Below are 16,936 nucleotides of genomic sequence, written 5' to 3' on the forward strand. Positions count from 1 at the left end.
AACTATACGCCTCACAACGAAACCAGTCAACACCCAATTTCAAAAAAAAATTAAAAATTTTTCACAACTATCTGTATTTAAATGATTTAAAATTTATTGGATTTTATCGTTCGATAGATAAAACAGATATCCTAAGATAAATAGTCCTGCGGCTTTGCTCTTAATTTGCCACATTCAGCATTCTTATCTCTATATTACTGGCGCTTTAGCCCTATCTACTCTTACAATCTCTACTTTCTCCAATAAAACAATCATAAATTTAGAATAGTCCCTATTATGAGTAACGAAAAGATTCAACAAAAATTTGAACAAGCATATCACTCTTTTATCGAAGAGGAAAATTACGAGGAAGCGCTAAAACGTGCCGAGATTCTTTGCCTTCTCAATCCCCAATCTGTCGAATTTCATCATAAAGTTGCTTATGCCTATCTGAAGCAATTGAAATGGGAAAAAGCCATTGAGGCTGAAATGAAAACGCTAGAGCTGGATAGCACCTATATTCCTGCTTTGGATTTACTTGCCCATGCTTACGGCGCTCTAGATAATTGGGAAAAAACCGGGTTTTACGGTCATCAAGCTTTGGTTCTAAAAGATAAAGCCATCCCAGACCTAGAACATGAAATCATTCCGACACCAGCTCCAAAAAACGGCAAACGGATTATCTCCTTTTCTTTATTTGGCAATAATTCCAAATATATTGAGCCTGCCGTCTTAAATACCCAGCTTGCTCCTGTACTTTTCCCCGGTTGGACATGTCGTTTTTATGTCGACGATTCTGTATCGGCTGAAGCTATTCAACGATTTATAAATAACGGAGCAGAAGTGATTAAAGTTGGCGCACCGTTGGACAACTGGCCGGGTACGATGTGGCGCTTTCTTGCCATTAATGATCCCGAGGTTGAATACGTTATTTTCCGTGATGCAGATTCTATTATTTGTTATCGTGATGCAGCGGCCGTATCCGAATGGATAAAAAGTGGCACACTATTCCACACTATTCGCGACTCAGGCTCGCATACCGCCCTAATTCTTGCGGGTATGTGGGGCGCTAAAGCGGGCGCAGTCCCAGATATGCAGGAAAGGATTCAAAACTTTGTCGACGAGGGCTATCCTTCCAGACATTTTGCCGACCAAGATTTTCTAGAAAAAGAATTGTGGGCCTATATCCGTCAGAATCTGTTTGCACATGACAGATTATTTGATTTCTGTAATGCACACGAAATTCCCGGCGAGTTCTACTCTAATTATCAAATCGCTTTCAGCGAAGGGGTTACCAGCTTTAATGCAACGACTGATTATGAAGACGGCAGTCTGGCAAGATGGACGCTGTACTCCAGTGCTTCACCTTTAGTCAATCCGGACTACTCGCTCAATGTTGTTCCTGAATTTAAAGTCTGCAGTTATGTGACTGAAGTGAAAAATGGAGCGGTTTCAGCATTCTTACCAAAGAGATATGGTAATGCGATTAAAGCAAAACTGGCCAGAATCAACATCGAACAAATCTAATTTGATTTGATTCCTATATCTCATTTCATGAACCCGTTATTTATGAGCAAACACATTCTCCTCGGCATTACCGGCGGTATTGCGGCGTATAAATCTTGCGAACTGGTCAGACTGCTGAAAAAGCAAGGATATTCTGTATCAGTGGTGATGACAGATTCTGCGACAGAATTTGTCTCCCCGCTGACTTTCCAAGCTTTAACCGGCAATCCTGTTTTATCGGATACCTATTCAGGCGCTTCCAATAATGGCATGGCGCACATCAATCTGACGCGCGAAGCCGATGCATTTCTTATTGCACCTGCAACTGCCAATACGATTGCCAAAATTGCCAACGGATTGGCCGACAACCTGCTGACTACTTTGGCCGCAGCCAGAAAATGTCCTTTGGCCGTTGCGCCTGCAATGAATGTCGAAATGTGGAATAACCCTTCCAACCTGCGCAATATTGAGCAACTGGTTTCAGACGGCATTACCGTGTTTTACCCAAACAATGGCGAACAGGCTTGCGGCGAAACAGGTACAGGCAGAATGGTCGAAGCGGTCGATCTGGCAGATTTGCTAGAGGATTTATGGATACCCAAGCTACTGAGCGGTAAAAAAGTTCTGATTACAGCCGGCGCAACGTTTGAAGCCATCGATCCTGTTCGCGGCATTACCAATATTTCCAGCGGACAAATGGGTATGGCTTTAGCGCGTGCCTGCCGTGCTGCCGGAGCGGAGGTCACGCTGATTTACGGTCAAATTCAGACGGCCTTGCCCGCAGGCTTAACTCATTCTGAACAGGCTGTCAGCGCAGAAGCCATGTATCAGGCGGTTCATCGCCATATTCCGAAACAAGATGTCTTTATTTCCGTCGCAGCCGTTGCAGACTATAAAGTCAAAAACAGCAGCAACGAGAAACTGAAGAAAAACGGCAATCAGCCCCCGGTTATCGAACTGACGGAAAATCCGGATATTCTCGCATCCGTTGCAGCCTTGCCTTCTCCACCATTCTGCGTCGGCTTTGCTGCAGAAAGCCATCAGGTTTTGGAATTTGCACGGGCAAAACGTTTGCGCAAAAACGTACCGATGCTGGTGGCCAACCAAGTTTCCGTTTCCATGGGTAAGCCAACCAATCAAATCACCATTATTGATGACCTTGCCGAAACCTCATTTCCAGAAACATCCAAACGCCAAGCAGCAGATGAAATCGTCAAACGCCTGGCTGAATTATTGGCTTAATCAAACAAAACAAAAGGCCGTCTGAAAATTTTTCAGACGGCCTTTGTTCAAACACATTACATTACAAACCCAATTCACGCAGAAAACGAATATCGTCTGCCCAACCGGATTTTACTTTCACCCAAATCTTCAAAAAGACTTTGGTATCAAACAATTTTTCCATATCAAGGCGTGCTTCAGTAGAAATTTTCTTCAATTTCTCCCCACCCTTGCCAATCAAAATCGCCTTTTGGCTGTCTTTATCGACCAACACCGCGATATAAATGCGGAACAGTCCGCTTTCCTCTTCCTCAAACTGCTCCACTTCAACATTCATCGCATACGGCAACTCTTCGCCCAAATAGCGGAACAATTTTTCGCGCACAATTTCCATCGCCAGGAATCGGCTGGATTTATCCGTCACCATATCTTCCGGATACATCGGGATACTTTCCGGCAGATAAGGCTTGAGCAGTTCCAACAGATTGGCAATACGCAGGCCATGTTTTGCGCTGACTGCCTCGCTGGCGGCAAACTCAAACTCTTGGCGTACTTCATTGATAAACGCCTCAAGTGCAAATTTGTCTTTGGCTTTGTCTTTATCAATTTTATTGACCACCAATACCACAGGCGTATGCTTAGGTAACTGCTTCAGCACCACGCGATCGGCATCGGTAAAGCGCATGGCTTCCACCACAAAAACCACCACATCCACGCCGCTCAGCGCTTCGGTTACGTTTTGATTAAGACGGTCATTCAAGGCATTGCGGTGATTGGTTTGAAAACCCGGCGTATCGACAAACACAAATTGCGCCGTGTCGTCGGTGTAAATACCGGTTACACGGTTGCGCGTGGTTTGTGCTTTTTTACTGGTAATACTGATTTTCTGACCGATTAAATGGTTCATCAGCGTGGATTTACCGACATTCGGACGACCCACGATGGCCACAAAGCCGCAACGATAATCGGTCGGGTGTTGCGACTCATTTTGCAAAAAGGTTTCGATATCCATTTATATATGACTTTCTTGATTGTTTCAGACGGCCTTTGCATTTTCTCAAAGGCCGTCTGAAATATTATTTTTTAGATTTTTTCAAAGGAAACTTCTGTTCCAACCATTCTAAGGCTTCACATGCCGCTTTTTGCTCGGCCACTTTCCGACTGCTGCCGCGTGCATTGCAGATGAAACCGAGTTCGCCCAAATCGCAGGAAATCACAAACATCGCATCAGCCGTCTGCTCCGCCTGCTCTTCGATTCGGTATTTCGGCAGAGCAAAGCGGCGTGCCTGCAAGGCTTCCTGCAAAGCAGTTTTACTGTCTTTCTTGCCGATATTCAAATCCGCACGTTTCACGCGTTCCGCAAACAAATGGCGAACCACTTTTTCCGCCGCAGAAAAATCAGCATCAAAACTGACCGCCGCAAACATCGCCTCCATCGCGTCTGCCAAAATCGAAGGCCGTCTGAAACCGCCGCTCTTCAACTCGCCGGCACCCAAATACAAACCGTCGCCGACATTCATTTCCAACGCGATTTCAGCCAATACACCTTCATTCACCAAAGCCGCTCGCATCCGCGACAACTCGCCTTCCGACAATTTCGGAAACGCGTCAAACAACATCCTCGCCACGGAATAGTTCAAAATCGAATCGCCGACAAATTCAAAACGCTCATTGTGTTTGGCATTGTAGCTGCGGTGGGTCAAAGCCTGCTGAAGCAGCTCCATATTGCGGAACTCATAGCCCAGACGCTTTTGAATCGCTCGATGCGCCTGCTGTTTGAGCAAATCAGGTTTCATTCCATACTTTCAAAAAACAGCCCGAAAATACGCCTCATCCGCAGTGAAACAAAATAAAAAGGCTACACCGGCAACTTTTTTATTTTGGCTCATTGTTTCTTGCGTCCCTCAAGCCGATAAACAATCAAAAGCCGTCATGTTCAAACCTGACGGCACTTACCGACATTGTACCATCAAACCGCCCCTGCACACATCCGTGCGGAAAAGCGGCGAATCGTGTAAAATCATGCCAAATCATCTCTTTGTCAACTCCATGAACAAATTTGCCCAAGCATTGGCCGCAGCGCTCGACCGCTGCATCGTCACCAACACCGTCGCCGAACAAGGCGAGCCTGTCGGCTTCCTCTACCGCGAAGCCCCCGTATTTGAAAACGACAGTGGCTGGCGTATTTTCAGCGGCGACGAAACCGACGAATACACCGACAATCCCGACAATTTCAGCATTGTCAGCCTCTCCGCCATTACCGCAGACAATCCCGACATCGCGCCCCTGCTGACTCAGGCAGAAGGCAGCGCGTGGGAATTGAACGAAGACGGCGAGTTCCAAGCCGTTGCCGATTGGCAGCCGCAAGAATAATCCATCCTCATTTCGTTTCAGACGGCCTTCCCTATAACAAGGCCGTCTGAAACCGAGCCGAATCCCTATTTCACCAATATTGAAGGAATCATCATGAACATTATCGAACCCCGCCTCGACGGTACCAACTTGCGCATCGGCATCGTTCAGGCCCGCTTCACCAACGAAATCGGCAGCGAAATGGTCAAAGTTTGTTGCCGCACCTTAAAAGAATTGGGCGTAGCCGAAGACAACATCACACTTGCCACCGTTCCTGGCGCGCTTGAAGTACCTATCGCGCTGATGAACCTCGCTTCATCCGAACAATTCGATGCCCTGATTGCCATCGGCGTTGTCATTCGCGGCGAAACCTACCACTTTGAATTGGTATCCAATGAATCCGGCGCAGGCGTCAGCCGCGTTGCTCTTGATTACAACATCCCGATTGCCAACGCCATCCTGACAACTGAAAACGACGAACAGGCCGTCGCACGTATCGAAGAAAAAGCCTCCGATGCCGCCAAAGTTGCCGTAGAATGTGCCAACTTGGTCAACCATCTTTTGTCAGAACAATACGAAGACGACGAAGAATAAGCTTCTCCCCGTATTGAATACCGCATATTTTCAGACGGCCTCTCAATCATGACATTGAGGCCGTCTGAATCATTCAATATTCAGCCGACAACCATCGGCACCCTCTTCACAAGGAATACCCATGAAAAGCCCACGCCGCCGCGCACGCGAGCTTGCCGTACAAGCCATTTATCAAGCAGGCATCAACAAAACAGCCGCTCCCGAAATCGCCAAAAACATCCGCGAACTGTCCCAAGCGCCCAATATGGATGAAGAGCTGTTCAACAAACTGTTTTTCGGCGCACAAACCCATGCCGAAGAATACATGGAAAAAATCAGCCCCCTGCTTGACCGCGACGAGAAAGACCTCAGCCCTATCGAACGCGCTGTTTTGCTGGTTGCTTGCCATGAGCTGAGCACCATGCCTGAAACCCCCTATCCTGTCATCATCAACGAAGCCATCGAAGTTACCAAAACTTTCGGCGGCACCGACGGCCATAAATTCGTCAACGGCATCCTCGACCAGCTGGCTTCCCGCATCCGCCCTGACGAACCGCGCCGCAAAGGCTAAGATTGACTTCACATTGGGTCAGGATTACCAATCTTTGCCCTGTATAAGCTAATGTGCTTATACAGCCAAACCATCAAAAAGGCCGTCTGAAATTCAGACGGCCTTTGTTTATTTCTCATCTGTGAGCGTTTCATAGCCGGGACAGTTTTGTTTATTGCTGTTTTTTGCCCAGGTAATACCGCTGTCGTTGTAATAAACGGTACAGGTTTCATTTGCGTTAGTTTCTTGGTTGGGTTCTGCCTTCAAAATATAACCTGAATCGGAAGGATTAGGCATAGAAGCCGCATTTTCGGAAGGATTAGGCGCAGAAGCCGTATCTTTGGAAAAACTAATATCGAAATATTGATTCTGCTGCAAATTTCCATCAGGAAACCCTACAAATGTACTTTTTTGAGTATAGTAGCGTTCAAGTTGTTGGGCATTATGCAGCATCTGTGTGCGGACGGATGCGAGACGCGTTTGGCGGATGTAGTTTTGATAAGACGGATATGCGATGGTAGCAAGAATGGCTGCAATCAAAACGACTATCAGCAGCTCGATAAGCGTGAAGCCTTGTTGATGTTTCATTGTATTTATGTCGTAAATAATTAGAATAAGACATGAATATTATAGTCGTTTTCTTGCGGCTTAAATGTTCAGATTCGGAGGGAGTTTGGGAATTTATGTAAATGAGGTGCAAGTTCTGAAAAATGTTTACTGCCCTTTATTTTTTATTTCAATAAGTTAAACTTCAATTTAAGCCGACCGTCTCTTGGTCGGCCTTGGTCTTTACAGTAAAATCCAGTTGTTTTTTTGTTTCTATCAATACATTTATTGCTTGTCTGCAACGTTATTTTATTGAATTGGTTCCTTTTATATGTCTAAAGTTTTCAAGTGGGCGGCCGGTACGGCTGTTGTAGTAGCAGCGGCTTTCGGCGGCTGGTCTTTGATGAAGCCTGAGCCTCAGTCTTCTTTTATTACAGAAGTGGTCAAACGCGGCGATATCCGTCAAACCGTGTCGGCAACCGGCGAAATCTCACCTTCCAATTTGGTATCCGTAGGCGCGGAAGCTTCAGGTCAGATTAAAAAACTGTATGTGAAACTGGGCCAACAAGTGAAAAAAGGCGATCTGATTGCGGAAATCGACTCAACCAATCAGATCAATACCTTAAATACCGAAAAATCCAAACTGGAAACCTATCAGGCAAAATTGGTTTCTGCCGAAATCGCGCTTTCCAGTGCGGAGAAAAAATATAAACGCGAACTTGCCTTATGGAAAGAACAGGCAACTTCCAAGGAAGACTTGGAATCTGCACAAGACTCTTTAGCCGCAGCCAAAGCCAATGTTGCCGAACTGAAGGCCTCCATCAAACAATCAAAAATCTCCATCAATACAGCCGAATCCGAACTGGGCCACACGCGGATTACCGCCACCATGGACGGTACTGTGGTCGCCATTCCTGTTGAAGAAGGCCAATCCGTCAATGCGGCGCAATCTACGCCGACCATTATCCAGCTGGCCAATCTGGAAACCATGTTAAACAAAATGCAGATTGCCGAAGGCGACATCACAAAAGTCAAAGCCGGTCAGGATATTTCGTTCACCATTTTGTCCGAGCCGGACACCCCGATTAAAGCGAAATTAGACAGTGTCGACCCCGGCCTGACCACCATGTCTTTGGGCAACTACACCAGCAGCACGGACACGACTTCCAATGCGATTTACTACTATGCCCGCGCACTGGTACCGAATCCCGAAGGCAAACTTTCTATCGGCATGACCACTCAAAACACGATCGAAATCAACGGCGTGAAGAATGTTTTACTGGTATCGACGCTGACCGTAAAAAAGCATAACGGCAAATCATTTGTCAGCGTTTTGGGTGCAGACAATAAAGCTGTCGAGCGCGAAGTAACCGTCGGTTTGAAAGACAGCATGAATACCGAAATCAAAAGCGGCTTAAAAGAAGGCGAAAAAGTGATCGTTTCTGAAATGAGCGCAGATGAAAAGAATAAGAGCAGCGAACACGCGATGATGGGTGGCGGCCCTCCTCGCTGATTGATTAAGGCCGTCTGAAAGGTTTGGCTGTGTTTCAGACGGCCTTAGTTCCTGTATTTCTATTTTTCGCCCGGAAAGATTATGAGTTTAATCGAATGTAAGAATATCAACCGTTTTTTCGGTAGCGGTGAAAACCGTGTGCACGTATTGAAAGATGTCAGCCTTTCTATTGAGAAAGGCGACTTTGTGGCGATTATCGGCCAGTCCGGCTCAGGCAAATCGACGCTGATGAATATCTTGGGCTGTCTGGATACCGCCACCTCCGGCTCTTATCAAATCGACGGCATCGAAACATCGCAAATGCAGCCGGATGAGCTGGCGGCTTTGCGCCGTGAGCGTTTCGGCTTTATTTTCCAGCGTTACAACCTGTTAAGCTCGCTGACCGCCCGGGACAACGTCGCCCTGCCTGCCGTGTATATGGGCATGGACAGCAAAGAGCGCGCGGAACGTGCGGAAAAACTGTTGGGCGATTTGGGCTTGCAAAATAAAGAAGGCAACAAACCCAGCGAGCTTTCCGGCGGTCAGCAACAGCGCGTTTCGATCGCCCGCGCGTTGATGAACGGCGGCGAAATTATCTTTGCCGACGAACCGACCGGCGCATTGGATACCGCCAGCGGTAAAAATGTGATGGAAATCATCCACAAGCTGCACGAAGACGGGCATACCGTGATTATGGTCACCCACGATCCGGGCATTGCGGCAAATGCGAACCGCGTCATCGAAATCCGCGACGGTCAGATTATTTCGGATACGTCTAAAAATCCCGATATCCCGCCCAGCAAAGTGGAGAGGATTAAAGAAAAAGCTTCCTGGTCGTTTTATTACGATCAATTTATGGAAGCATTCAAAATGTCGGTACAGGCGATTATGGCGCACAAAATGCGTTCGCTGCTGACCATGCTGGGGATTATCATCGGTATCGCATCGGTGGTATCGGTAGTGGCCTTAGGTAATGGCTCGCAACAAAAAATCCTGGAAGACATCAACTCGATGGGCACAAACACCATCAGCATCTTCCCCGGACGTGGTTTTGGCGACCGTAGAAGCGGACGGGTCAAGACACTGACGATTAATGACGCAAAAGCCATCAGCCAACAAAGCTACGTCGCCTCTGCCACCCCTCAAACCAACTCCGGCGGCACCTTAACCTACCGCAACACCGACCTGACCGCCTCACTTTACGGCGTAGGCGAACAATATTTCGACGTGCGCGGTTTGAAATTGGAAGAAGGCCGTCTGTTTGATGATGACGATGTAAAAACCGATGCCCAAGTCGTCGTCATCGACCAAAACACCAAAACCAAACTCTTCGGCGAAGGCGTCAATCCTTTAGGCAAAACCATCCTTTTCAAAAAACGCCCGCTAACCGTCATCGGCATTATGAAAAAGGATGACAACTCGTTCGGCAACTCTGACTCGCTGATGCTTTGGTCGCCTTATACAACGGTCATGCACCAAATTACCGGCGAGAGCCATACCAACTCCATCGTTGTCAAAATCAAAGACGATGCCAACACGCAAGTCGCCGAAAAAAGCCTGACCGAGCTGCTGAAAGCACGCCACGGTACAGAAGACTTCTTTATGAACAACAGCGACAGCATCAAAGAAATGGTTGAAAGCACGACCGGCACCATGACGCTGCTGATTTCTTCCATTGCGGTCATCTCTTTGGTGGTCGGCGGTATCGGCGTGATGAACATCATGCTGGTCTCCGTTACCGAGCGCACCAAAGAAATTGGTGTCCGCATGGCAATCGGCGCACGCCGCAACAATATTTTGCAACAGTTCCTGATTGAGGCCGTCTTAATCTGTATCATCGGCGGCCTTTCGGGCGTATTGTTGTCCGCAAGCATCAGCCTGGTGTTCAACTACTTTGTCACCGACTTCCCGATGAGCATTTCCATGACTTCCGTCATCGGCGCGGTGGTCTGCTCCACCGCCATCGGCGTCGCGTTCGGCTTTATGCCTGCCAACAAAGCTTCCAAGCTCAACCCGATTGATGCCTTAGCTCAAGATTGATTATGTTTCAGACGGCCTATTATCTTAAGGCCGTCTGAAATGCCGTTACCCGAAAGATTTTTATGAAGACGAAACCTTTTTCCCAAGCAGCCTTGTCATTGGCTGTTGCCCTTGCCCTAAGTGCGTGCGCCGCGCCTAAAGCCAATCCGAATCTGACGTTGGAAGCAACCGGCCAAATCATGAGTGCGGCGGAAACTGCCGAACGCTACGATGTAAACGGCAACTGGTGGGAAATCTACCAAAGCCCGCAGCTTAATGCGCTGATGGAGCAGGCGCTGGCGAACAATATCGATTTGAAACAGGCGGCCATCAGCGTCAACAAGGCTTTGTACCAAGCCAATATTTTGGGTGCGGATTTGGTACCTTCGTTCAGCGGATCATTGGGTGCGAATGCTTCTAAAAACCTGAAAACCGGCAGCCACGGCAATACCTTCAGCAGCCAGCTTGGCTTGAGCTACGAATTGGATTTGTGGCGCAAACTCAGTGCCACTGCCGATGCGCAGGTATGGGAATACCAAGCCACGCATGAAGACATGGCCAACACACGCCTGACTTTGATTAATAATGTTGCCGATGCCTATTTCAATATTGCCTACCTGAACGAAGCCATCGAGTTGGCGCAAAAATCGCTGAAGCAATATCAGGAAATCAACCGCATTGCGAATGCCAAGTTCCGCTACGGCCGGGCTGACTCCAGCCAACCGACCCAAGCCAAACAGTCATTGCTGAGTGCGGAAAACAGCCTGTTGTCTTTGCAAAACAATTTGGATACGCAAAAACAGGTTTTGCGTAATTTATTGAATTTAAGGCCGTCTGAAAACATGGCCGCCGATCCGGCACAATTCCGCCTGTTGCCGGTCAAAGGCGTAAATTTGGACGTACCGATTACCGTTTTGGCCAACCGCCCCGACCTGCGCGCCGCCGAATACCGCCTGCAAGCGTCGCAACAATCGGTCAACGCGCAAAAACGCAGTTGGTATCCGTCGATTACTTTGGGCGCAAGTTTGAGTACGTCGTCCGACAAAGCAAAAAGCACGTTCAATATCCCTATGTTGGGCGGTTCGGCCACCATCAATCTGCCTTTCCTTAATTGGCAGACCATGAAATGGAAAGACAAAACCGTACAAGCGGAGATGGACAGCGCCAAGCTGAATTTTGAAAAAGCCTTGACCACAGCGCTCAACGAAGTCAACACCAACTACCTTGCCTACAAAAACGCGCAGGCCGGCCTTGCCAATCAGGAACAGCGTTATCAGTTGGACAAGAAAAACAGCCATTACTATCAAGTCCGCTACCAACACGGTAAAAACGAACTGAAAGACTGGCTGGAGGCTTTGAATTCGGAGTACAGCTCGGCTCAAAACCTGCTGAACCAACGCTATGAAGCCTTAAAATACGAAAATATGGTGTATAAAGCCATGGCGGGACGTTATACGCCGAAATAGCATTTTCAGACGGCCTTTGGTTAATTTCCGTCAACGGCCGTCTGAAAAACATTCAAGCAACTGAATTTTCATATATAATCGCGCGTTTATTTGATTTTATCCGGACAACATTATGGCCTTCGCCTCTCTCTTTACGCTTTTGGACGACATTACCGCCGTTTTGGACGATGTAGCGATGATGACCAAAGTCGCCGCCAAAAAAACCGCCGGCGTGGTCGGTGACGATTTGGCACTCAACGCCAATCAGGTAACCGGCGTATCCGCCGAGCGCGAATTGCCGATTATTTGGGCGGTGGCAAAAGGCTCTCTGGTCAACAAGCTGATTCTGGTGCCGCTTGCGCTATTGCTTTCCACTTTCCTGCCTGCACTGATTACGCCCTTGCTGATGATCGGCGGTGTTTATTTGTGTTTTGAAGGCGTAGAAAAACTGTTGCACAAATTTCTGCACCGCAATGAACACGAAGACAGACACGATGCCGAGCCTGAAGTCACAGACGAAAAAACAAAAGTTAAAGGCGCGGTCCGCACAGATTTCATCCTCTCCGCCGAAATCATCATTATCGCGCTGGGCGTTGTTGAAAAATATGACCTGATGACGCGTTCTTTGGTTATGGCCGCCATCGGTGTCGGCATGACGGCATTGGTCTATGGTTTGGTCGGCATTATCGTCAAACTTGACGACCTCGGCATGATGTTGATGCGCCAGAAAAGTGCCGCCGTACAAGGCATCGGACGCGGTTTGATTTCATTTATGCCTTGGTTTATGCGCGGCTTGAGCATTGTCGGCACGCTGGCGATGTTCTTGGTCGGCGGCGGACTGATCGCCCACAACCTTGGTTTTTTGCACGATTTCCTCCACGCACAACATTGGGACAGCGGCATGATGGAACATATCGCCAATCTGGTGGTCGGAGTAGCCGCCGGTGCATTGGCCTGCGCAATTGTCCTGCCTGCAATGAAATTGTTTCAAAAAGACTGATTTTGTTTCCCTGCCGTCTGAAAATTTTTCAGACGGCCTCAATACCATTTAAAGCATGAATATTTTCCGTAAACTCGAACAATACTGGCAACATCCGCTGCTTTACTGGCCGCTGGTCATCTTGATTGCCGCCGCGACACCGTTCACTTTCGCCCCGTATTATCATTTTTGGCTGATGCCGTTGTTGTTTGGCGCGCTGATACGCCTGATTGAATTGCGTCCGCGCTTTGCCGTCATGTCTGCCTATCTGTTCGGATTAATCGGTTATACGGCGCAGTTTTATTGGATACACACTGCCCTGCATGATGTTTCGGGTCTGCCGGATTCGTACGCCATCCCCCTCACCTTTCTGCTGCCGGCATTTCTTGCGCTTTATCCGGCCATCTGTTTTTGGGTGTGGAGAAAATGCAACCTGGCGCGCTGGGCCAAAACCGGCCTCCTGCTACCGATTTTGTGGACGCTGGCAGAATTTGCCCGCGAACGCTTCCTGACCGGATTCGGCTGGGGCGCAATCGGCTATTCCCAAATCATCAAAGACAGCCCGTTGGCAGGTTTCGCGCCGTTGGGCGGCATTCATATGGTCACGCTGACAACCGCTTTCCTCAGCGCATGGCTGGTGTTGCTGATTGACAACCACGGCCGTCTGAAACACCGCCTCCTGCCCTTATTCCTTATCGTTGCGCTCTGCTCCGTCGGCTACATTTCCCAACAAACCGAATACACCCGCCCTGACGGCAGCACCAGCACGGTTGCCCTGATTCAAGGCAATATCGAGCAAAATCTGAAATGGAAGGAAGAGCAAATCATCCCAACCATTCAGAAATACTACGAACAAATCAGCAAAACCAGTGCCGACATCGTCATCCTGCCTGAAACCGCCTTGCCGCTGATGCGCCAAGACCTGCCCGAAGGCATCTTGGAACAATTCGCCGAGCAAGCGCAAAGCAACGGCAGCGCGTTGGCCATCGGTATCAGCCAATATACGCCCGACGGCAACGGCTACGAAAATGCAGTCATCAATTTGAGCGACTATCACAACAGCACTTCCGATGTCATCCCCTACTACGCCAAGAACCACCTCGTTCCATTCGGCGAATACAAGCCATTGCCCGCCATTACCGAGCGTCTCTATAAAATGATGGATATGCCTTTGGCCGACTTTCAAAAAGGCGGCGACAACCAGGCGCCTTTGACAATGAAAGATCAAAAAGTCGCCTTCAATATCTGCTATGAAGATGGTTTCGGCGACGAACTCATTGCAACGGCGAAACGCTCCACCCTGCTCGCCAACATCAGCAATATGGCGTGGTATGGCAAATCGAATGCCATGTATCAGCAGCTTCAACAATCCCAAGCGCGTGCAATGGAACTGGGCCGCTACATGGTTCGCGCCACCAATACCGGCGCAACCGCCATTATTTCCCCTAAAGGTACGATTGTTGCCGAAGCCCAGCCGGATACAGAAACCGTCCTCGAAGGCCACGTCAAAGGCTATATCGGCGAAACGCCTTATATGAAAGCAGGCGGCTCAACATGGCTTATCAGCATTTTGGCCGTTATCGGCGTATTCCTCATCCTGATTGGCCGGAAGAAACCAGAATAAAAAATTTTAAGACCTTGTTATACAAGGTCTTTTTTATTGATAAAACTATTTACATACAGAAATGTTTGTAATATACTTATCCAAAACCTAGCAAATCACTCAAATTTTCAAAAACAATCAACTCCTGCAATTTAAGCAGCAAAAACTATTGAATCCATCGTTTAATTTACAGAAAAAATCCAACCCATAACAAAACAAACCACAGGCAGTGTTATACTGCTTGTCACACAATAAACAAAAAGCCGTTTTCAGACGGCCCAATCAAGGAGAGTATCCTTTTATGAATAAAGCTTTTGCATTACCCGTTATCCACAGCGGCAACGGTAGCCTCGAGCAATACATTCATACAGTCAACAGCATTCCTATGCTGACTGCCGAAGAAGAAACACAACTGGCCGAACGTCAACAAAAAGGCGACCTCAACGCCGCCAAACAGCTTATTCTGTCCCATCTCCGCGTCGTCGTATCCATTGCACGCGGTTACGACGGCTACGGCCTCAACCAAGCCGACCTGATTCAAGAAGGCAATATCGGCCTGATGAAAGCCGTCAAACGCTACGAACCAAGCCGCGGCGCGCGCCTGTTTTCGTTTGCCGTGCATTGGATTAAAGCCGAAATCCACGAATTCATTTTGCGCAACTGGCGTTTGGTCCGCGTTGCCACCACCAAACCGCAACGCAAACTGTTCTTCAATCTGCGCAGCATGCGTAAAAACCTGAATGCTTTGTCTCCAAAAGAAGCGCAAGAAATCGCCGACGATTTGGGCGTCAAATTGTCCGAAGTCTTGGAAATGGAGCAACGCATGACCGGTCATGATATCGGCATCATGGCAGAAAACAACGATGACGAAGACAACTTCGCCCCTATCGACTGGTTGGCCGATCACGATGCAGAACCTAGCCGTCAGTTGTCCAAACAAGCCCACTACGCCCTGCAAACCGAAGGCCTGCAAAACGCCTTGGCGCAACTGGACGACCGCAGCCGCCGTATCGTTGAAAGCCGCTGGTTGCAAGACGATGGCGGTTTGACCCTGCACGAATTGGCTGCCGAATACGGCGTATCTGCCGAACGCATCCGCCAAATCGAAGCCAAAGCCATGCAAAAACTGCGCGGTTTCTTGGCAGAAGAAGCAGAAGCCGTTTAAGCCTTTCATGATAAAAAGGCCGTCTGAATCTTTTCAGACGGCCTTTTCGATGACAAACCTCATTGCATCTTCACCCCCAACACATTCATTTTAAAGCCCACTTAAGCTATAATACCCACCACACACACTACCCAGTCATACCATAACCATGCAACTTACCGTCGTCGGACTCAATCACCAAACCGCGCCCTTGAGCATACGCGAAAAACTGGCATTTGCAGCTGCAAATCTGCCGGATGCCGTGTCCAACCTCGCGCGCAGTGAGGCGGCGGAAGAAGCAGTCATTCTTTCTACCTGCAACCGCACCGAGCTTTACTGCGTCGGTGAAACCGAAAAAATCATCGACTGGTTGGCGCAATATCACGACCTACCTGCCGAAGAAATCCGCCCTTACCTCTATACCTTGGATAATAATGAAACCGTCCGCCACGCCTTCCGTGTCGCCTGCGGTTTAGATTCCATGGTCTTGGGTGAACCGCAAATTCTCGGTCAAATCAAAGATGCCGTCCGCGTTGCGCAAGAACAGGAAAGCATCAATACCCACTTAAACGCCCTGTTTCAAAAAACCTTTGCCGTTGCCAAAGAAGTGCGTACCGACACTGCCGTCGGTGAAAACTCCGTCTCCATGGCTTCTGCATCGGTGAAAATGGCAGAGCAAATCTTCCCTTCCATTTCCGATCTGAACGTTCTCTTTATAGGCGCAGGCGAAATGATTGAACTGGTGGCCACTTATTTTGCCGCCAAAAATCCGAAGCTCATTACCGTTGCCAACCGTACACACCAGCGCGCGCAGGAATTGTGCGACAAACTCGGTGTCAACGCCGAAGCCTGCCTGTTGAATGAATTGCCCGATATTCTTCACGATTACGACGTGGTTGTTTCTTCCACTGCCAGCCAACTGCCCCTCGTCGGCAAAGGCATGGTCGAACGCGCATTGAAAAAACGCCACAACATGCCTGTTTTCCTGCTGGATTTGGCCGTTCCACGCGATATCGAAGCCGAAGTCGGCGAATTGGAAGACGCATATCTCTATACCGTGGACGACATGATGGACATCGTCCAAAGCGGCAAAGATGCACGCAAAAAAGCAGCAGCGGCGGCTGAAAGCATGGTGGAAGAAAAAGTCAGCGAATTTATCCGCCTACAGAAAAACCGCCAAAGCGTTCCGCTTATCCGCGCTTTGCGCGACGAAGGTGAACGTGCACGCCGCCAAGTATTGGAAAATGCCATGAAGCAACTCGCAAAAGGCGTATCCGCCGAGGATGTCCTTGAACGCCTCTCCATTCAGTTGACCAACAAACTGCTCCACTCTCCGACACGCACGCTCAATAAAGCCGGCTCGGACAACAGCGAATTAATCGATGCCGTGGCGCAGATCTACCATTTGGACCAACACGACTGACCACAATTTAAAGGCCGTCTGAAAGAAGCGAACCGACCGACAGGTCATATTCCAAAGCTTTCAGACGGCCTTAAAACAATAAAATCCCAATTATCATTTTTTCA

The 16,936-nt window shown here is 48.5% G+C and carries 15 protein-coding genes; 12 read left to right on the forward strand and 3 right to left on the reverse strand.

The features are described from left to right. Window positions 1-276 precede the first annotated feature (276 nt). Both HMPREF2606_RS07590 and coaBC read left to right on the forward strand, forming a co-directional pair. Window positions 277-1,506 carry a tetratricopeptide repeat protein gene (locus tag HMPREF2606_RS07590; RefSeq protein ID WP_070583478.1) on the forward strand — a complete coding sequence of 410 codons (1,230 nt, stop codon included), beginning with the start codon at window positions 277-279 and terminating at the stop codon, window positions 1,504-1,506. A 42-nt stretch (window positions 1,507-1,548) separates the two neighbouring features. Beyond that, window positions 1,549-2,727 (forward strand): bifunctional phosphopantothenoylcysteine decarboxylase/phosphopantothenate--cysteine ligase CoaBC, encoded by a 1,179-nt coding sequence (gene coaBC / locus HMPREF2606_RS07595; RefSeq protein ID WP_070583476.1) that lies wholly within the window; start codon window positions 1,549-1,551, stop codon window positions 2,725-2,727. 61 nt (window positions 2,728-2,788) lie between these two features. On the opposite strand, the gene era is transcribed toward coaBC, so the two are convergent. Both era and rnc read right to left on the reverse strand, forming a co-directional pair. Further along, the gene (gene era, locus HMPREF2606_RS07600) at window positions 2,789-3,718 is read right to left on the reverse strand and encodes a GTPase Era (RefSeq protein ID WP_036493257.1); all 930 of its coding nucleotides are present in this window, start codon (window positions 3,716-3,718) and stop codon (window positions 2,789-2,791) included. Between the two features lie 64 nt (window positions 3,719-3,782). Continuing rightward, on the reverse strand, window positions 3,783-4,502 hold the full coding sequence (gene rnc / locus HMPREF2606_RS07605) for a ribonuclease III (RefSeq protein ID WP_003748556.1): 720 nt from the start codon (window positions 4,500-4,502) through the stop codon (window positions 3,783-3,785). 253 nt (window positions 4,503-4,755) lie between these two features. Between rnc and HMPREF2606_RS07610 the strand changes: the two genes are divergently transcribed. From HMPREF2606_RS07610 to nusB, 3 genes are all read left to right on the forward strand, one after another. After that, window positions 4,756-5,079, forward strand: coding sequence for a DUF2185 domain-containing protein (locus HMPREF2606_RS07610; protein ID WP_003748560.1), 324 nt, complete (start codon window positions 4,756-4,758; stop codon window positions 5,077-5,079). 93 nt (window positions 5,080-5,172) lie between these two features. Then, complete coding sequence (gene ribH, locus HMPREF2606_RS07615) at window positions 5,173-5,652, forward strand: 6,7-dimethyl-8-ribityllumazine synthase (RefSeq protein ID WP_003748562.1); 480 nt, start codon at window positions 5,173-5,175, stop codon at window positions 5,650-5,652. Between the two features lie 121 nt (window positions 5,653-5,773). After that, window positions 5,774-6,202, forward strand: coding sequence for a transcription antitermination factor NusB (gene nusB / locus HMPREF2606_RS07620; protein WP_004519698.1), 429 nt, complete (start codon window positions 5,774-5,776; stop codon window positions 6,200-6,202). A gap of 108 nt (window positions 6,203-6,310) precedes the next feature. Here the strand turns inward: nusB and HMPREF2606_RS07625 are convergent, their stop codons facing one another. Beyond that, on the reverse strand, window positions 6,311-6,769 hold the full coding sequence (locus tag HMPREF2606_RS07625) for a type IV pilin protein (RefSeq protein ID WP_070583474.1): 459 nt from the start codon (window positions 6,767-6,769) through the stop codon (window positions 6,311-6,313). Between the two features lie 289 nt (window positions 6,770-7,058). Between HMPREF2606_RS07625 and HMPREF2606_RS07630 the strand changes: the two genes are divergently transcribed. From HMPREF2606_RS07630 to hemA, 7 genes are all read left to right on the forward strand, one after another. Further along, window positions 7,059-8,240 carry an efflux RND transporter periplasmic adaptor subunit gene (locus HMPREF2606_RS07630; RefSeq protein WP_070625104.1) on the forward strand — a complete coding sequence of 394 codons (1,182 nt, stop codon included), beginning with the start codon at window positions 7,059-7,061 and terminating at the stop codon, window positions 8,238-8,240. 81 nt (window positions 8,241-8,321) lie between these two features. Beyond that, entirely contained in the window at window positions 8,322-10,259 is a 1,938-nt protein-coding gene (locus tag HMPREF2606_RS07635; RefSeq protein ID WP_070625105.1) for a MacB family efflux pump subunit, read from the forward strand. Between the two features lie 62 nt (window positions 10,260-10,321). Continuing rightward, the gene (locus HMPREF2606_RS07640; RefSeq protein ID WP_070711923.1) at window positions 10,322-11,704 is read left to right on the forward strand and encodes a TolC family protein; all 1,383 of its coding nucleotides are present in this window, start codon (window positions 10,322-10,324) and stop codon (window positions 11,702-11,704) included. Window positions 11,705-11,816: 112 nt separating this feature from the next. Further along, window positions 11,817-12,683, forward strand: a complete 867-nt coding sequence (locus tag HMPREF2606_RS07645) for a DUF808 domain-containing protein (RefSeq protein ID WP_070843480.1) — start codon at window positions 11,817-11,819, stop codon at window positions 12,681-12,683. Window positions 12,684-12,738: 55 nt separating this feature from the next. Further along, window positions 12,739-14,286: an apolipoprotein N-acyltransferase gene (gene lnt / locus HMPREF2606_RS07650; RefSeq protein ID WP_070711920.1), complete on the forward strand. Its 1,548-nt coding sequence runs from the start codon at window positions 12,739-12,741 to the stop codon at window positions 14,284-14,286. A gap of 280 nt (window positions 14,287-14,566) precedes the next feature. Continuing rightward, a complete protein-coding gene (rpoH, locus tag HMPREF2606_RS07655) occupies window positions 14,567-15,430 on the forward strand; it encodes an RNA polymerase sigma factor RpoH (RefSeq protein WP_004519690.1) in 864 nt (287 codons plus the stop codon). Between the two features lie 148 nt (window positions 15,431-15,578). After that, entirely contained in the window at window positions 15,579-16,832 is a 1,254-nt protein-coding gene (hemA, locus tag HMPREF2606_RS07660; protein ID WP_003684306.1) for a glutamyl-tRNA reductase, read from the forward strand. Window positions 16,833-16,936 lie beyond the last annotated feature (104 nt).

Source organism: Neisseria sp. HMSC070H10 (assembly GCF_001837635.1).
Taxonomy (GTDB): domain Bacteria; phylum Pseudomonadota; class Gammaproteobacteria; order Burkholderiales; family Neisseriaceae; genus Neisseria; species Neisseria subflava_A.